General features: G+C 60.6%; 17 protein-coding genes. 2 read left to right on the top strand and 15 right to left on the bottom strand.

Going from position 1 to position 17,753, the window contains the following annotated elements; all coding sequences use genetic code 11:
* Position 1: 1 nt before the first annotated feature.
* The 15 genes from AC0IYH_RS26190 to AC0IYH_RS26120 form a co-directional block, all read right to left on the bottom strand.
* Positions 2–907 (bottom strand): type III secretion protein, encoded by a 906-nt coding sequence (locus AC0IYH_RS26190; RefSeq protein WP_177411989.1) that lies wholly within the window; start codon positions 905–907, stop codon positions 2–4.
* A 179-nt stretch (positions 908–1,086) separates the two neighbouring features.
* On the bottom strand, positions 1,087–1,248 hold the full coding sequence (locus tag AC0IYH_RS26185) for a type III secretion effector protein (RefSeq protein ID WP_116630529.1): 162 nt from the start codon (positions 1,246–1,248) through the stop codon (positions 1,087–1,089).
* A 290-nt stretch (positions 1,249–1,538) separates the two neighbouring features.
* A complete protein-coding gene (locus AC0IYH_RS26180) occupies positions 1,539–2,474 on the bottom strand; it encodes a type III secretion effector protein (RefSeq protein ID WP_471836956.1) in 936 nt (311 codons plus the stop codon).
* Positions 2,475–2,672: 198 nt separating this feature from the next.
* Entirely contained in the window at positions 2,673–5,078 is a 2,406-nt protein-coding gene (locus tag AC0IYH_RS26175) for a TonB-dependent siderophore receptor (RefSeq protein ID WP_471836955.1), read from the bottom strand.
* A 97-nt stretch (positions 5,079–5,175) separates the two neighbouring features.
* Entirely contained in the window at positions 5,176–6,129 is a 954-nt protein-coding gene (locus AC0IYH_RS26170; protein ID WP_471836953.1) for a FecR family protein, read from the bottom strand.
* Between the two features lie 29 nt (positions 6,130–6,158).
* Positions 6,159–6,659 (bottom strand): sigma-70 family RNA polymerase sigma factor, encoded by a 501-nt coding sequence (locus tag AC0IYH_RS26165; RefSeq protein WP_471836951.1) that lies wholly within the window; start codon positions 6,657–6,659, stop codon positions 6,159–6,161.
* Positions 6,660–6,750: 91 nt separating this feature from the next.
* A complete protein-coding gene (locus AC0IYH_RS26160; RefSeq protein ID WP_471836949.1) occupies positions 6,751–7,395 on the bottom strand; it encodes a CGNR zinc finger domain-containing protein in 645 nt (214 codons plus the stop codon).
* Between the two features lie 97 nt (positions 7,396–7,492).
* Entirely contained in the window at positions 7,493–8,092 is a 600-nt protein-coding gene (cysC, locus tag AC0IYH_RS26155; RefSeq protein ID WP_471836947.1) for an adenylyl-sulfate kinase, read from the bottom strand.
* Positions 8,089–9,318: an MFS transporter gene (locus AC0IYH_RS26150; RefSeq protein ID WP_122772810.1), complete on the bottom strand. Its 1,230-nt coding sequence runs from the start codon at positions 9,316–9,318 to the stop codon at positions 8,089–8,091. The genes cysC and AC0IYH_RS26150 overlap by 4 nt, the downstream gene beginning before the upstream one ends.
* Positions 9,319–9,328: 10 nt before the next feature.
* Entirely contained in the window at positions 9,329–10,099 is a 771-nt protein-coding gene (locus AC0IYH_RS26145) for a class I SAM-dependent methyltransferase (protein ID WP_471836945.1), read from the bottom strand.
* 7 nt (positions 10,100–10,106) lie between these two features.
* Positions 10,107–11,243 (bottom strand): Rossmann-fold NAD(P)-binding domain-containing protein, encoded by a 1,137-nt coding sequence (locus AC0IYH_RS26140; protein ID WP_471836944.1) that lies wholly within the window; start codon positions 11,241–11,243, stop codon positions 10,107–10,109.
* Positions 11,240–11,965, bottom strand: coding sequence for an SDR family NAD(P)-dependent oxidoreductase (locus AC0IYH_RS26135; protein ID WP_471836942.1), 726 nt, complete (start codon positions 11,963–11,965; stop codon positions 11,240–11,242). The genes AC0IYH_RS26140 and AC0IYH_RS26135 overlap by 4 nt, the downstream gene beginning before the upstream one ends.
* 10 nt (positions 11,966–11,975) lie before the next feature.
* Complete coding sequence (locus AC0IYH_RS26130) at positions 11,976–12,704, bottom strand: sulfotransferase-like domain-containing protein (RefSeq protein ID WP_471836940.1); 729 nt, start codon at positions 12,702–12,704, stop codon at positions 11,976–11,978.
* Positions 12,701–13,924, bottom strand: coding sequence for a transaldolase family protein (locus AC0IYH_RS26125; RefSeq protein WP_471836938.1), 1,224 nt, complete (start codon positions 13,922–13,924; stop codon positions 12,701–12,703). The genes AC0IYH_RS26130 and AC0IYH_RS26125 overlap by 4 nt, the downstream gene beginning before the upstream one ends.
* A 25-nt stretch (positions 13,925–13,949) precedes the next feature.
* Entirely contained in the window at positions 13,950–14,654 is a 705-nt protein-coding gene (locus AC0IYH_RS26120) for an HAD family hydrolase (protein WP_471836936.1), read from the bottom strand.
* Between the two features lie 255 nt (positions 14,655–14,909).
* Here AC0IYH_RS26120 and AC0IYH_RS26115 point away from each other — a divergent pair, with 255 nt between their 5' ends.
* Together AC0IYH_RS26115 and AC0IYH_RS26110 are read left to right on the top strand one after the other, a co-directional pair.
* The gene (locus tag AC0IYH_RS26115) at positions 14,910–15,710 is read left to right on the top strand and encodes a glucose 1-dehydrogenase (protein WP_471836934.1); all 801 of its coding nucleotides are present in this window, start codon (positions 14,910–14,912) and stop codon (positions 15,708–15,710) included.
* Positions 15,703–17,529 (top strand): glycoside hydrolase family 15 protein, encoded by a 1,827-nt coding sequence (locus AC0IYH_RS26110; RefSeq protein ID WP_122772817.1) that lies wholly within the window; start codon positions 15,703–15,705, stop codon positions 17,527–17,529. Before AC0IYH_RS26115 ends, AC0IYH_RS26110 begins: the two co-directional genes overlap by 8 nt.
* Positions 17,530–17,753 lie beyond the last annotated feature (224 nt).

The following is a 17,753-nucleotide window of genomic DNA, read 5'->3' as shown; positions in this document are numbered from 1 at the left end:
TTCAGCGAGCCTTGTGCGCCTCGTCCTGCTCCAGCCAGCGGTCGAGGCTTTTGTTGCTGAGCCAGCCTTCCTTATACGACGGGCCAAACAGCCGCGCACCGTTCGCGCGCACCAATGCAGGCAGCAAACCCGGGCGCTCGAGAATGTTCTTGGCGGTGTAGACACAAAGTTCGCTGTACCTGGATTTAGGCAGGCCGGTGGACGGTTCCAGCACGGGCGCACCCTGTGAATCAACGTCCTCCGGGTCCTGCATGACCGACTTGAGTGTGGCAATCGCGACATACTGATGCTGTTCGCGGAAAAACGCGCGATCCTTGCTCGTGTCCCTCAACTGCTCGAATTGGCCTTGCAACGCCTGGACCACCTGGGCATTTCCCTGAGCATGGAACGGGTCCTGGCTGAAGACGCTTGGGGAGCTGTTGCCCTGCAAGGCTGACGCGGCAAACATCAGGCTGTCGCGCGTGATGTCACCGTCGCGGCTGCGGATGGCATCGCTCAACTGCGGGCGCTTGAGTATTTCCTTGACCACCTGGATCGTCCGGTCCAGGGCCTCGCTTTCAGCGTAGCGGTGAGCAGCAATCTTCTGTAATGAGGAACAGGTCAGGCACCCGTCGTTCAAGAAGGGATGCAGCAGGTCGAAGGCTTTTTTCAACGCCGTCACCAACTGGCTGTCCGTGGACTCTGCGCCGGGCTGATAAAGGCTTGCACGCGCAACGGGGAAGTTCTGCAGCGTGGGGTGATGCAGCACAGACAAGGTTCCGCGCAGCAGCGAGGGCCGGCGAACCGCCTCTTGCTTACGTGCAGGCGGGCTCTCGCTCCAGGGCTCAGGGGCGACCGCCGGTGATCGCACGTCGGGCTCCTCCAGGGCCAGGGGCCGGATGTGAGGTAATGCACCCTCGATTGTCATGGGTTTTCTCCAACTCTTTTCAGATACACGCCTGCTGGGTGATCGCCATCGTGGCGACCAAAATCATCGAGTGGGCTCCACTCAGACAAGCCACTCATGTGTGGCTGGATGAATACGACAGTTCCGAACAATCGACACTGACCCATGACAGCATGTAAAAAACGCCACTACCGGGTGGATCAATCCAGCTTCTGCCTGCGCCACCAGGTCGTCAGGCCATTGAGCAAGCCGGTGTGTTTCAGTGCGTTGCTGGCCGGGCCTTGCCCGTCGGCGAGCATGCCTCGGGAAAAATCATCGGCGACCGGCGCCTTGAATTTGCACTGGCCGGCGAATGCTTTCATGCGGCGGGCTTCGACCACATGTTCAGTGGAGGCGCCAAGGAGTTCTCGCGACGCCAGATCCCAGCTTGAAACCTGAACAGGCGCGTCATGGGGGTTGTGAAACAGCTCATGGCAGCAGGGCTTGGGGGAATTAAACGAGGTTAAAGTCATTGTTAGCCCTCACTTGAAATCTGACAAAGCGACCGGCCTGATCAAACCGGCGTGTAGGACCTAAGTGGTAAATGGCTGTAAAGAGTTCCTTAAATGTTCAAGGCAGGCGCCGCAGCCAGGGCACGGCGCCTGAATGTGGGTCAGCTCGCCAGCATCCGCAGCGCTTCCCGGCTGATCCGGCTGTCAGGAAACCCCTTAATGGTAGTGTCGATGGCGTTCAGTACATCGGCGCGCTTGAGCGCTTCCTGGGCCAACTGGATCACGTGGGCCATGGGAGGGTTTCCCGCCAGGCTCTGGCCGGCCATTTGCCTGAGGTTATCGAAGGTTAAATCCTGGCCGTAACGACCGCCGTTCAACGCGTCGAAATGCGTGAGCAGCTCAGCGGCCAATTGCGTGTCAGGCGTGAGTTTGAAGGGGTTGGTGCCGTTGATCACCGCATCCAGGTCCTGCAGGCTGATCAACCCATCCAGGCGGCCGTCAGGGCCGCTGCGATCAAAGATTTTCATCAGGTCCGGACGCCGTAGCAGTTCGTTGGCCAGGCGCGTGTTGTGGTTAGCGGCGCTGTTGAAGGACCACCCGCGTTGCGCCGTATCCAAAATGCTCTGGGCGCTCACATACCCGGGGAGCATAGGGTTCTGGAGGGCGGCAAAGTTGTTGCGCAACTGCGTGGTCAATTCCTGCGAACTCTTCGCCGAGTACTGCGAGTCGTGCTTGCGCGGCGCTTGCGGGTAAGGATTGCCGATACTCGTATCCGGTCGCGGTGAACGATTGGCGCCAAACCATTGGGTCAGCAGGTTCTGGAACTGTTGCACGAAGCTCTGCATCTCAGGGCCGGCCTGGTTATGGCCATGTTGATGCGCGTGACGATGACCGTCCGTTGGCGAGTATTGATCGCCGTACATTGGGCCAGCCTGATGTGCATTAAATTGAAAACTGACGGTGGCCACGTTGCCGCCGTTGAAGGACAACGCAGCAGGTGCCGACCGGCTGGCTGTGTGCTCTGCCTTGGCGTTGCCGTGCGCGTGGTCCGGGTTTGATGACGTAAAGACGTGTGTGTCCTGCAGCGATACCGACATAGTGTTCTCCAGTACAGTGGGCGCGATTTCAAGCGTGTGCTCCAACGTGACGTCGAAGCCCGTTCAGCTTTCCCCTATGTGGCCTATGTGTCGGAATCGGTTCCTGATTCGCGGGCGAAATACGCAACGCCAATGTAGGAGTCGCCCGAAAAAAAACGCAGCCCCGGTGGAGCTGCGCTGCTTCCTGACGGCTGAGGGTTAGAACCCGACGCTGGCCTGAACGAAGAACGTGCGCGGCTCGCCCAGGTACAACCCGGCATTGTTATCGCTGGAACGGGTGTAGTGCTGCTGGTCGAAGACGTTTTTCACGCCGACGCCCAGCTTGAGGTTCGACAATTGCTCGCCAAAGTCGTAGCCGCTGCGCACGTTGACCGAAACATACCCCGGGATATCACCGAACTGGCCGTCTGCCGTGCCCTGGGTGATGTAGGTGGCGGTGGTGCCCGGCGCGCGCTGGCCAGACTGGGCGTACACATCCAGGTTGTGGGTCCAGTGGTTGATGTCGTAGCGCAAGCCCAGGGTCGCCACTTCACGGGAGTACAGCGGCAGGTCGCGGCCCTTGAACGGCACGTCACCCTCGGAGGTGGCCTTGGTGTAGGTGAAGCCGGCATTGGCGGTCAGGCCGTCCAGGCGCGGGTCGAGGTTCGCCAGGTCGTAGTGGGCCGAGGCTTCGATACCGGTGTGCTTGGTGGCGCCGAGGTTGGTCCAGCCCACGTCGTTGCTGACGTATTGCAGCTCATCCGAGAAGTCGATGTAGAAGAACGTCAGCTCGCCGCCCCACACGTTGTCGTTGTAGCGAGTGCCAACCTCATAGGTCTTGGCTTTTTCCGGGTTCAGGCCGTTGGCGGTCTGGTCGCCGGTGCCGCCCTGGCCCAGCTGGAAATACTGCAGGCTGCCGAACGAGGTCTCGTAGTTGGCGAACAGCTTCCAGGCGTCGGACACGTGATACATCACGCTCAGGGCCGGCAGCGGTTCGTTGTTATGGATCTCGCGACGTTTTTCCTGGGTGCGGGTGCCGTTCAGCGCGATCACCGGGCGGTCGTGCCATTCGGTGCGGATGTCTTCGAAGCGGATGCCCGGGGTGAGGGTCCACTTGCCGATATCGACCTTGTTGTCGATATAGAAGGCATTGGCTTCGGTGCCGCCGGTACGGTCCTGATAAACGTGGCCGTCGCTCTGGCCGACCGGCGTGGGTACGTTGTTGACCAGGGCCAGGCTGGTGGCTTGCTCGTGCATGCCTTCCTTGAGGTAGCGATAACCGACGCTGACTTCCTGGGTGCTCGGGCCCACGTCAAATACATGGGACACCCGTGGCTCGATGCCGAAGGTGTAGTAGGTACGCGGGTAGGAGCCGAGGGTTCGCAGGTCGCGGTTGGCGATGTTGCTGCCGCGGAAACTGTCGGAGTAATACGTCAGCACTTCGGCCTGGGTGCGGTCGTCGATCTGGCGGATGTACTTGAAGGACACGTCTTTACGGCGGCCGCTGAAGTTGTCCCAGTCACGCACCGACTGGTACGGGTTGGCGTCGAATTGCCGCAGGGTCAGGCCACCGGGCATGTCGGCGCTGGCGTCGTAGTAGTGGAAGTTCAGCGAGAAGTCGTCTTGATCGGTCGGCGCCCAGTGGGTCTTGAAGATCACGTCGTCGATGTCGTTGGAGTTGTTGCTGTTGCGATAGCCGTTGCCATTGACCCCGGAGTACAGCAAGGCGGCGCCGATGCCATTGTCGGCCGTGCCGCCGATAAAGGCGTTATCGACGTGCTTCCAACCGCCATGAGCAGAGGTTTGCAGGGTGCTGCCGACTTCGCCGGAGAATTTCTCGGGGATTGCACGGGTCACGAAGTTGATCACGCCGCCGACGTTCTGTGGCCCATAACGCACGGAACCGGCACCGCGTACCACGTCGATGCTGTCCAGGTTGCCGGCGGAAATCGGCGCCATCGACAGTTGTGGCTGGCCATAGGGCGCGAACGCGGCCGGTACGCCGTCGATCAGCACGGTAGAACGCGGTGACAGGCGCGATGTAAGGCCACGTACACCAACGTTGAGGGAAATATCGCTGCCGCCGGTGCCGTTGGATTCCTGCACCTGCACGCCGGGCACCCGGCGCAGTACGTCACCGACGTTCATCGCGCCCTGCTCCACCATGGCTTCGCGACGGATTACCGTGCGCGCGCCGGGGTGGTTCTGCACCACTTCGGCGTTGGCATCGCCCAACCAGTCACCCACCACCTTGATATCGGTAACGCCCAGCTCCAGGGGCGGAACGGCCTCACCGGTGCCACTGCCCAGCGGGCGCAGGGTCACGGAACCGGCGTCGATCTGGTAGTCCAGGCCGCTGCCTTGCAGCAGCTGGCGCAGGGCCTGTTCAGGGGAAAGGTTGCCGTCGACCGCCGGCGCCTGCTTGCCCGCGACCATATCGGGGCTGAAGAACACCTGCAGGGAAGTCTGCTGGCCCAGCTGGCTCAACGCCGTGCCCAGGGGTTGGGCCTGGATATGAATACCCTCGGCCGCGTAGGCCGACGGCATTGCCGCGCTGACGGCGAGCGCCAGGGCCAGCGGCGCCCAGCGGGAGATTTTATTGTTGTTAACGGCAAGTTTTTTCACGTCGAACCTAGTCCTGTGATCGCAAAAGTATGCGGCTGTTAATGCAAACCAGTTGCAGTTGCAGGAGAAGACGAAGAACTCGAAAAAAACCTGAATGTCAGCGTGAAATAATTTCCTGGCTGCCGTCCGGCAAGGTGCGCAAGGCCACCGGCAAGATGTGTGGCAGGGCTTTGAGCAGCGCGTCGGTGTCGTTGGCCTTGAACACGCTGGTCAGGCGCAGGTTGCCCACCGCCGGTGTGCTGACCCGCAGCGGCTGCTCGCGGTAACGCGACACTTCCCGCGCCACTTCGGCCAGCGAGGCGTTGTTGAACACCAGCTTGCCGGTGCGCCAGGCCGTGAGTTCTGCGGCGTTCACCGCATAGGCCGTTGCCACCTGCCCCTTGCTGTCGACATGGGAGCCGAGGCCGGCGGTGAGCGTCACCACCTCCTCCGGCGAGCGGCCTTGCACCTTCACGGTACCGGCCTCGACGGCCACACGGGTCTGGTCGTCATCGCGGCGCACGTCGAAGCGGGTGCCGGTGACCGTCACCTGCCCTGCCCCGGCGGCGACCACAAACGGCCGGCTGGTGTCGTGCTCGACGCTGAACATCGCCTCGCCCTGCTTGAGCTCCACGCCGCGCCGGCCTTTTTCATAGTGCACCGCGACGACGCTGCGGCTGTTGAGGTCCATCACCGAGCCATCGGGCAAGGCGACCTGACGATGCTCGCCCAGGCGGGTACTGAACTCGGCACTGTAGGGTTTGGGGTGATCAAGGCCGCTGAACAGGCCCAACCCCAAGGCCACGGCGACCACACTGGAGGCCACTGCGTAACGCCATACGCCACGGCGTTCGGGCCGCTCGGCCGGCGTCTCGCACAGTGCCTGCAGGCGCGCCTTGGGCAGCAGGTCAGCGGCGCTCCACATGCCCTGCAGCACATCGAACTCATATTGGTGTTCGGGCGCTTCATTGCGCCAGGCATCAAAACGCTGGCGGTCTTCGACGCTCAACGCTGCGTCTTGCAGGCGTACAAACCATTGCGCGGCTTCGTCGCGAGCACGGCTATCCATCATGGAAGGTCCTGTTTCAGAGCGGGCATGGGTCATGGGGCCATTGCGTCCAGGCGGTCACGTAGATGCCGCAGGGTGCGGATCATATACTTTTCCACCATGTTTTTTGACAACCCCAGGCGCTCGGCGATTTCCTGCTGGGTCAGGCCCTCGATTTTCTGCCAGATGAAGATCTTGCGGCAGTTCAGCGGCAACTCGGCCAGGGCCCGCTCTATGGAGTCCGCCAACTGGATCGCATGCATGTAATGCTCCGGGTCGCCGCTGTGGGGCGCACTCTGGTCAAAGGCTTCCAGGGTCATGGCCTCGCGCCGGTCCTCACGCCGGTAGCCGTCCACTGCAATATTGCGCGCGGTTTGATGCAGGTAGGCCCGCGGCTGCGCAATGTCGGCAGATTTCGACTCAAGCACCCGCACAAAGGTGTCATGGGCCAGGTCTTCGGCCTGCTGACGGTTTCTCAGGCGGCGCGTCCAGGTCCCGATCAACTCTTCGTAGTATTGGAAAAAGCCTGTTCGGCGGGGCGGCTGAGGGATCATCGCGGGGGCACTGGGGAGGCGGGGCGTGAATAGTAATGCTTCCTATTAAGCGGAGCAATTGCTACCCGTCGCCCGTGTCAGCGCGTTGCAATCAAGGCTGGCCGGCCACCTGCCTGAGTCGACTGAGCTTCTCGCGGCTGCCGCACACGCTCATCTGGCACCATTTGCGCTGTTTGTTCTTGGAGATATCCAGGAACACCCAGTCACAGTCGGTGGCCGTACAACTCCTCAATGCATGCAGGTCGCCGGACACCAGCATCTGCGTAGCCTCGATGGCCAGGCGCCCCAGCAGCATTTCGGTCAATTCCTGCGCCGAGGTGCAGGGCTTCCACGCCCAGGCAGGCCGCCCTTGCACCGCGTGCAACACGCGCCAGGTTACGCCCTGCTGGAACACCTGGTTGATCTGCTGCAAGGCCGCATCGGGCGCGGCCTGGTGCATCGATAGCGGATAGAACACCGCGTACAGGCACTCCCTGAACGCAATAATCGCGTCCAGGTTCGGCTGGTACGAAATAGGTGATTCAAACACCATCGGTTTGTAGTCATCGAACTCCTGGGCCGAGATCAATGAGGCATGCAGTGCCCATTCAAAGAAGAACTGAAAACTGGTAAGCCGCTCTTCCATCACCTTGAGCGCAGTGCCGGGGCGGCGGCCGTTGGTGGTGTTGATAAAGTCCAGGACCCGGGCCCCGCCAATCAGACGGATAGATTTTGCAGTGCCCGTAAAATGCGTCATAACGGCTCCTTGGGATCACGCGGTCTTGCGGCGATGGCGCAGAGTACCTTGTTTTCTCAAAGTGCCGATATTGGCAAACCGGCGCAAAGACCGACGGCTAAGGCTGATCGCTGCTATGCGCCATCCAGTCCAGAATCGTCGCGACAGACTGGTCGACCGACAGCGCTTGGGTATTCACGTGTACTTCCGGAAACACTGGCAGGTCGTAGGCCGAATCAATCCCGGTGAAGTGTTTGATCAACCCCGCGCGGGCCTTTTTGTACAAACCTTTGGGGTCGCGCTGTTCGGCGGTTTCCAGCGGCGCATCCACGTGCACTTCAACAAAGAACTCATTGCCGATGATGGAGCGCGCGTAATGCCGGCTGGCCGCTGACGGCGAGATCAGCGCCACGATCACGATCAGCCCGGCGTCCAGCATCAACCGCGCGACTTCCGCGACCCGCCGGATGTTCTCGTCGCGGTCGCTGTCGGTAAACCCCAGGTCGCGACACAGCCCGCCGCGCACCGAGTCGCCGTCGATGATGCTGGTAAACCGCCCCTGTGCCTGCAGGGCAATGTCCAGCGCATCGGCGATGGTCGACTTGCCGGAGGCCGAAAGGCCGGTCATCCAGATCACCAGCGGCTTCTGCCGCAGGGGTGCCGGGTTGACGCGTAAATGGCTGAACGCAAAGGCATGCAGGTTCTGGTCTGGACTCATGGCCGCTCACCCTCTGTTGCCGACTCCGGCGGTTTACCCAACATGAAGACCATCACGCATTGCACGAACAGCAACAGCGCAACCACCCAGTAGACGGTCGAGAATGACCCGGTGAGGTCCTTGGAAAAACCACCCAGGAAGTTACCGCACACGCCGCCCAGGCCGATCAACACATTGGCGATGCCAAAGGCCTGGGTCAGGCGGTTGACCGGCACGATTTGCCCGATATAGCTGGGGACCAGCCCGAAGATCGGGTAAAACGCCAGCGCAAACAGAAACGCTGCCAGGTAAAACAGCGGGAGGCTGTTGAAACTGAACACCAGCGTCGCGGCCAGCCCGGCGCTGACAAAACACATCGCCAACGACGCCCGCACACCGACTTTGTCGGCAATCCAGCCCACCAGGAAGCCCGAGGCCATGCCCACCGCGCCGAGGGTGGTCCAGATAAACCCGGTGTCCCGCACCGACACACCCAACTCATCGCGCAGGAACGGCGCGAGGTAGGTCTGGAACGGCAGCAACGCCATGCCATTGAGAAACGCGATGGCCCACGTCAGGTACAACGAACGACCCAGCCAGGGTGTGTCGCTGCCCACGGCCGCCGAGCGCGTCGCGGAAAACTCCACGTCCTGGCCCGCCGCCATGCTGCGCAACAGAAACCACGCCAGCAGGCACAGCGCCACCGAGATCAGGCCGGCCGTCAGCCAGATCGAACGCCAGCCGCCATGCAGGGTGAGGAACGACACCAGCAAACCATTGATGAATACCCCATAGCTGGTGCCGCTGGAAATCAGCCCCATGACCCGCGAGCGGTTACCCGGGCTAAAGCCCTTGGTGACGATCTCCGCCAGCGGGATATACACCGACGCCGAGCAGCCGCCGAGCAGAATCAACAGGGCGCCGGACACCCAGATGCTGTCGCTGACACTCAACCCCAGCAGCGCCAGGGACGTCACCACCGTCGACACCAGGCTGATTTTCCAGCCCTCGACAAACCGGCTGATGACACTTGTAACCGATGAAAACAACAGGAAGCCGATCTGCGCACCGCCGGTGATCACGCCCACGGTGGTGTAGTCAAAACCGATGTCCTGGCGCATGTCCACCACCAGGTTGGCGAACAGGTAAACGCCGAAGCCATAGGTGCTGGCCACGAAGCCGGTCAACACCACCGCCAGCACCACGCTGTCGAGCGTGCGCGGGGGGCTCTGTACAAGTGTGCTCATGCGTTTCCCCTTAACTGGCGCGCGCGGTGTGGATGATGAAATCGCAATTCATCATGTCGTAATCACGCTGGAAATCACCGTAGCTCTCATGGTCTGAAAACCCGGAGGCGAGTATTTCCGTGGCCAGTTCACCCGGCAATAACGGGTAGACCTTCAACCGGTACTGCTCGGCGTCGTCAAAGGTGTAGATGAACTCACACAGCTGCTGGTCGACCTGGCCGAGGCTCACCGAGGCGTTCGTGCCGCAGTAGTAATAATTGCCGCTGGCCTTGAAGTTGCCGGCGCGAATCGCAAAGAAGTTGCGCTGGTCCACAATCAGCAAGCCGCCCGGCTTGAGCAAGGCCCTGAATTTTTCCAGCACCCGGAGGCGGTCGTGGGCGGCGAACACATGGCACAGCGAGCTGCCCAGGCACACCACCGCATCGAACTGCCCCAGCACGCTCGGGTCGAGGGCTTGCCATTCCATGTAATGGGATTCTATTTCCAGGCCGCGCTGGCGGAAGTTCGCCCGCGCCTTGGTCAGCATGGTGCTGCTGCCGTCCGTGGCCACCACCTCGAAACCGGCCTGCTTGAGCTGTACCGCATGAAAGCCACTGCCGGTCGACACATCGATCACCGAACGCACGCCGTGCTCGCGCAGCAGCCTTTCAAAAAAGCCGCCCTCGCCGGCCTTGCGTTTGTCCCAATCGATCAACTCATCCCAACGCTCGACGAAATCCGCCGAGTATTGCGCGGAGTAACTGGCAACTTCGTTGTGCTTGCGCCCTGACATCTGATTCATCACACACCTACCAGGTTGAATTTTTAAAGGCGGAATACTTGCTCGCCAATTCGCCGGCAAAATCGGCGGACTGCTCGATGGACATGGTGGTCTTCGAATACCCCAGCATTGCCTGCATCACGGCCATGCACTGCGGGTTGTAAGTGACCGACCCATCGCAATGGATTTCGTCGATACCGTCCTGGCTCTGGCAGATGGTGTTGATGCGCACCGCCTCGTCCTGGGGGCAGGCCGCGGAGAACTGCACCTCGATGCGCCCCTCCTGCAGACGTACCGGGTACCCGCCCGGCAACCCAAGGGGGCCGGGGGCATGCACCAGCACCGGAGTGGGTGAAAACAGCCCTTCGATCACGGTGACCGCCGAACAGGCGGTGAGGAATTGCCCGTCGACGCCACCCAGGCGGCTGAACTCGGTTTTCACCGTAGAAAAAATCGCCTCGGCCGGCAGGCGGGCTACGTTCGGCCGGTCGCGCACCTCGTACAGCAGACGGTAGCTGGCCCGCGGCGGCAGCCCACCGCGCGGCACGTAGTGGCTGAAGTAATGCTGGGCATACAGCTGCACCTGCACGTCATCGAGTGAACATTCCAGCAGCCGCGCGATGGCAAAACGCGTGGCCGGGATCAGGTTGGCCACATTGCCCACACCGATATCCGGCGCGAGGCCGACCCGCGCGAGGATCGGGTTGACCGCATCGGGAAAGGCCGCATTCACGGTTTTGACGGCAATGCCGGAGGCCTTCACCGCCTGCATCAGGCTGTGCATCAACGTCAGGTGCATCGGCAGCCAAGGGCCGAACTGCGCCTGGTCGAGTTGCTCGAACGTCAGCTTGGGCAAGCCGGTGATCACCCGCCATGACTGCAACGACGCGCAGTTCACCAGCATGTCCGGCGCCTCCTCACGCAGCAAACGGGTGACCCGGCCGATATCGGTCAGGTCGGCGATCACCGGCTTGATCGCAATGGTTTGCCCCAACTGCGCACACGACAACGCCACCAGGTTGCACAGCCGGATCGTGGCCTCTTCATTGCGGCCCAGCACCACAAACTCGAAGGCATTTTTGGGCCCCAGAATCTTCAGGATCTGCAGGCACAGGTTGCCGGCGCCCACCAGCAGCAGTTTTTTCTGGCGTGTCGACGGGTTCATCGCGGGTAGGCTCCGTTGTCGACCGGGATGACCTTGCCGGTCATGTGGCGCATGCCTTCGCCCACCAGCAGCAAGATCACCTCGGCGACGCCGCCGGGCAGGATGGGGTCCTTGAGGATTTCCTGGCGTGCGTACTCGGCGCGCCGGTATTCGGGGATGGTGGCGTAGATCGCGGTCTCATGAATCAGCGCCGGGGACACTGCGTTTACCCGTACAAACGGCGCGAAATTCCACGCGTTGGCCTTGGTCAGGCCAATCACGGCGGCCTTGGTGGCACCGTAGAGCGCGTCGCAACTGCCCACCTCCCCCGCCACCGAGCTGATATTGACGATGCTGCGCGGGGCTTCGTGCTGCATCTCGCGTTCGGCAAAGTCTTTGGACAGGTAAACCAGGGCCTTGAGGTTCACATTGAGAATTTCGTCTATTTGCTCATCGGAATAGGCGTAGACACTTTTACCGTGGTAAAGACCGGCGTTATTGACCAGGCCATAAATCGTCGCATGCCGTTCATACAACCCGGGAATAAAACCTTTGATTACCGCGTTATCCGAGAAGTCGGCAATATGGGTTTCCAATACATCCGCCGTATAACGGTTTTGTAATACCTCAAGACCTTGTGCATCTTTATCCGCAGCAATAACGAAATAGCCGTCCTGGATCGCCTGTTCTACAGTCGCGCGACCAATACCATTGGCCGCGCCGGTCACAATTAACTTTTTCATACAACAATCCCTATTGGCAAAATTCGTTCATACGTGCGTAAAACGTCCGATGGTATTCGTACAACGCTCTTAACTTCGGATGCTGGTCGAGCACTTGCATATCGACCGGTTGCGTCTGCGGCGAAACAATCCGTTCACTGTTTTCGGCGGCCACGTGCCAACTTCTCCAGGTTTTCCACTGGGGCGGGCACTCGCGCTTCCACGTCATGGCGTGGGGGAGGAACTCGATGTCCAAATATTCACACAGTTTTCGAATGACCCGCTCAGGTTCGGCGGCGAGATCATCTGCATTAATGACATAGGGCACTTTGCCGGTGAGTTTGGTCACCACACAAAAGATGTCATATAAAGCTTTATGTCCGATGGCTTGCATCGGCATATCCGGGTGGACGCGGTGATGGGAAATAATACTGCTGGCGGGTTCGCGGATCAGAAAGATGTTGTCTTGCTGGGCCAGAAATGCCAGATCAACTTTCAAGTCATCCAGGCAGTGGTAACACATGTCTTTATGAAAGACATTCGTACGTTGTTTAGCCGCCAGCAAGTGTTCTTTTATACCCGGGTACGTGGTCGGCAAACTGTGGTCCCATTCATCCGAAGGGATCGCCGAGTCCGCCGAAAACGCCATATGGGCGAACGGCTCATGGAAGACCTCGAAATCCCCGCGCTCGATAAATACTCGCTCAAGCACGGTGGAGCGCGAGCGTGGGTGCGCCCATAACCCGACCATCCGGTTCATGCCACCACCCCGAATTCAGCCGCCAGCAGTGCGTTGAGCGAACGCTTGAAAGGCTTCGTCACCGGGCAGAGCCGCACGCAGTAATCCGCCAGGCGCCGGTGCGCGCTGTTGGCTTCATTGCAGGCGTTGATAAACGCCTCGTGGTTGCTGAAGTCGTACGGCTCGAGGCTGTCGAGGAAATACGCTTCGCAGAAGTACGGGATGCGGATCAGCTTGGCGAAGATCGCTGGCGGCACCTGCAATGGCTCGTCCGCCGGCAATACCGGTTTGCCGTGGCTTTCGCGCTCGATCAGGAACTCCACCACATCCGGCGTCAGGGTGTAGCAGGTCGCGCGCTGGCCGGTTTTTTCCAGGTGCCAGCAACGCTTGCTGCCGCGCTCGTCGACATCGATTTTTATACTGGAGAGCAAGGTTTTGACCGGCACAGTCGAGGCCGCGACCAGCGCCTGTATCTGCTCGTAAACCATCAGCTCGGCCCAGCGCAGCGCTTCGCAATCCAGTGCCAGGCCACGTTCTGCCGCCTGCAAGGCAAACTCGGGCTGGCTGGAAAAGCGCCCGATCATGAAGGTGATCACGTATTTGCAGTGGCGGGTGTCGACCCCGTTGCTGCGGGCGGTGGCCATGCCCCGCTCTATCGCCTGGATACCGGCCTGGAACTGCGAAACCGTAAAGCAGAAGGTGATATTCACCGATCCGCCCTGGGCCACCAGGTCTTCGACGGTCGACATCCCTTCCAGGCTGCCGGGCACCTTGACCATCACATTGGGTGCCAGCTGCCGCAGCTCCAGCCCCCGGGCGGTCATGCGTTCGGCGCAGCGCACGTCCACCGGGTCGACCTGGGCACAGATCCACCCCTCGGCCTGGGCCGATTGCACCCATAGCGGTGCCAGTGCCGTGGCGCCTTCGCTGATGACTTCGTTGTACAGCTTCTTGCGCAGCTCGGCGGGGGCCAGGCTCGCCAGGTTAAATCGCGATGCCCAGTACTCACGTTTTTCGAGAATAACCGCCGTTACCAGCCGGGGGTTGGTGGTGACACTGCAAAAACCTTGGGCCTGCGAGAAGTCATCCGGCATCAGCTGTTCAATATGTGCGGCCGCCGCCGGGTACTTATCCAGCAAGTAGTTTTTATAAGGCGCATACACCACGGTTGAGGAATCCCACCACACTTCTGAAGAGGGGTCATTCTGTTTAAGCCGTTCGATGTAACCGAGAGTATTCACAACGCCTCCTCCCTGAGGAAGTTCGCTAATTAATAAGGGTCAACAATTCACGCATATCGGCAAACGGTAAGGCGCCGGCCTCGGCCAACTGCGCATGCCGCTCGACAGGCGCAAGACCCAGCACTTTAATATTGGCGGCAACTGCCGCCTGAACACCGGCAACACTGTCTTCGATGACCAGGGCATCGCCCACTTCGATGTTATAAGTGTCGCAGGCGGTCAAAAACACCAAGGGGTCGGGTTTCCAGCGGCCCACTTCGTAACAACTGAATATTCGCCCTTCAAAATAAGAAAACAGCCCTGCCACGCGCAAACAATGTTCTATCTTGTTGCGCGGCGCACTCGAGGCCACGCAGTAAGGAATGTGCAACGCTTGCAATACTTCAAGGATTCCATCGGTGGCTTTCAATTCAAGCGTCAACGCATGCAGCGCCTGCGCTCTAAAGTCCGCCTCGAACTGAGTGCCCAGTTCAAGATTCAATAACTGTTCGGCTTCGCGTAAACAATCAGCAATCTTGCGCCCGCGGAAGTGTTCTATAAACCGCGTCTTGTCAAATTTGAAGTCACCCGACACACGGGCATTAAGCAGGTCGATCAACACCGACAGGGTGATTTCTTCACTTTGGACAAGTACACCGTCGCAATCGAAGATCACTAACTTTGGCACGCCGGAACAGGCCGGCAATTTTTCCTGTTCTGGTAGTTCTCCTTTAACGGCCGAAAGGCACATAAACATCTCTTATAAAAGGCCCCGCGATGACTTCCGAACTACCAACGGAGCGGGCTGAGGAGTGCCTATAAGACACGCGGCAAAAAAACCCTGTCAAACGATTTTGAGCGGTTTTTTAGTATCTTATGGTTATTTCTTATTATCCTTTTATTCCATTTATCACCATGGTTGTAGTCGCTAAAATCACACCGGTGAACTTCCGCCGCGCGGCGTCAGTCAGCTGAATGAATTCACGAATTTAAGGCCGGGTGGGCAATGCACATTTCGTTGGAGCAACAAGTGGCCCTGGTGACAGGCGCCAGTTCCGGAATCGGCGCCGGCGCAGCCAAGGCCCTGGCGCAGGCCGGAGCCGCCGTGGTGCTGAATTACAACAGTCAGGCCGCACCGGCCTTGGCCCTGGCCGAGCAGATCAAGGCCGAGGGTGGCCGGGCGATTGCCATCGGCGGCGACGTCTCTAAAGAAGCCGACGTCGAACGCCTGTTTGCCCAGACCCTCGATGCCTTCGGCCACCTCGACATCCTGGTGGCCAACTCGGGCATGCAAAAGGACGCCGCGCTGGTCGACATGAGCCTCGACGACTGGAACGCCGTGATCGGCGTCAATCTCACCGGGCAGTTCTTGTGTGCCCGCGCGGCCGTGCGGATTTTCAAGCGCCAGGGCATCCGCGACGGCGTGTCACGGGCGGCCGGCAAAATCATCCACATGAGTTCGGTGCACCAACTGATCCCCTGGGCCGGGCATGTGAACTACGCGGCGTCCAAGGGCGGCGTGGAAATGCTGATGCGCACCCTCGCCCAGGAAGTCAGCGAACAGCGCATCCGCATCAACGGCATTGCACCGGGGGCGATTCGTACCGCAATCAATCGCGCCGCCACCGAAGGTGCAGCCGAACAGCAACTGCTTAAATTGATTCCCTATGGCCGCGTCGGCGATGTCGAAGACGTGGCCAACGCCGTGGTGTGGCTGGCCAGTGATGCCTCCGACTATGTAGTGGGCAGCACCTTGTTTATCGATGGCGGCATGAGCCTTTACCCGGAGTTTCGAGACAATGGTTGATTTGAACAACGAGCCACAAAGCGCCATCGATGCCCACGGCATCATCGGCGACATGCGCAGCGCCGCTCTGGTGAATGACAAAGGCAGCATCGACTTTTACTGCTGGCCGGAATTCGACAGCCCCTCGATCTTCTGCGCACTGCTGGACACCCCCGACGCCGGCACCTTCCAACTCACCCCCGACCTGCCCAACGCCCGCCGCGAGCAGATCTACCTGCCCGACACCAATGTGTTGCAAACCCGCTGGCTCAGCGATGAAGCCGTGGTGGAGATCACTGACCTGCTGGCGATCAGCGAAGAGCCCGATGACCTGCCGCTGTTGATCCGCCGGGTGCGCGTGGTCAGCGGCAAGGCCACGATTCACCTGCGCTGCGCCGTGCGCCATGACTATGCGCGCACGCCCACCGTCGCAACGCTGGATAACGGCATGGTGTGCTTCAATGCCGACGGCCAGCCCGGCCTGCGCCTGTCCAGCAGCCACCCGCTGCAGATCAAGGCCGACGCTGCAGTGGCCAGCTTCGTGCTGAACCAGGAGGAAGATGCCGAGTTCGTGCTCGGCGGCCTCGAGGATGAGCGCGTCGACAACGGCTGCACCGACCTGGCGCTGGCGCACACCTTGAAGTTCTGGCGCGGCTGGATCGCGCAGTCGACCTATCGCGGGCGCTGGCGCGAAATGGTCAACCGCTCGGCCCTGGCGCTCAAGCTGCTGACCTCGCGCAAACACGGCGCCATCATCGCTGCCGCGACCTTCGGCCTGCCGGAAACCCCGGGCGGCGAGCGCAACTGGGACTACCGCTACACCTGGATCCGCGACGCCTCGTTCACCGTCTACGCCTTCATGCGCCTGGGTTTCGTCGAAGAAGCCAACGCCTACATGCGCTGGCTCAAAGGCCGGGTCAGCGACTGCTGCGGCCAGCCGACCAAGATCAACATCCTGTACGGCATCGACGGCCGCCAGGAACTGCCCGAAACCACCCTGGACCACCTCAGCGGCCACGGCGGCGCCACGCCGGTGCGCATCGGCAATGAGGCGGTCGACCAGATCCAGCTGGATATCTATGGCGAGCTGATGGACGCGGTGTACCTGGTCAACAAATACGGCGAAGCCATCTCCCACGAAGGCTGGAAACACACGGTGGAAGTTGCCGACCAGGTCTGCGAAATCTGGAACCAGAAGGACGTCGGCATCTGGGAAATGCGCGGCGAGCAGCATCACTTCCTGCATTCGCGACTGATGTGCTGGGTGGCCCTGGACCGCGCGATCCGCCTGGCCTCCAAGCGTTCACTGCCGGCGCCGTTTGCACGCTGGGACCAGACCCGCCAGGCGATCTACGCCGACATCTGGAGCAACTTCTGGAATGAGGAACGCGGGCATTTCGTCCAGCATATCGGCAGCACCGCCCTCGACGGTTCGATGCTGCTGATGCCCCTGGTGCGCTTCGTCGCCGCCACCGACCCGCGCTGGCTTTCGACCCTGGAAGCCATCCAGAAAAGCCTGGTGCGCGATGGCATGGTCTACCGCTACCGCAACGACGATAACCAGATCGACGGCCTGCAAGGCACCGAAGGCGCTTTCGCCGCCTGCTCCTTCTGGTACGTCGAATGCCTGGCCCGCGCCGGGCAGGTGGAAAAAGCCCACCTGGAATTCGAACAGCTGCTGCGCTACGCCAACCCGTTGGGCCTGTACGCCGAAGAGTTCGACAGCCAGGCCCGACACTTGGGTAATACGCCACAGGCGTTGAGCCATCTGGCGTTGATCAGCGCAGCGACCTTCCTGGACCGCAAACTCAGCGGGGAGAAGACCACCTGGCAGCCCTGAAAACCCAACTGCGGCTCACCTGATGTGTGGAGATCCAAATGTGGGAGGGGGCTTGCCCCCGATGAGGGTGTGTCAGTTGATAAATCTGCAACTGACCCACTGCTATCGGGGGCAAGCCCCCTCCCACATTTGGATCGCATTACAACCCATGGACAAGTAAGAATATTGCCTTCGATACGAACGAGGTTCGTCATTCGTTTCAGCTAGAGTTCCAGCAGCCCCCC

This window comes from Pseudomonas sp. AC463 (assembly GCF_979253585.1).
The sequence above is the reverse complement of the archived record's forward strand: the minus strand, read 5'-3'. Positions and strand labels throughout refer to the sequence as shown.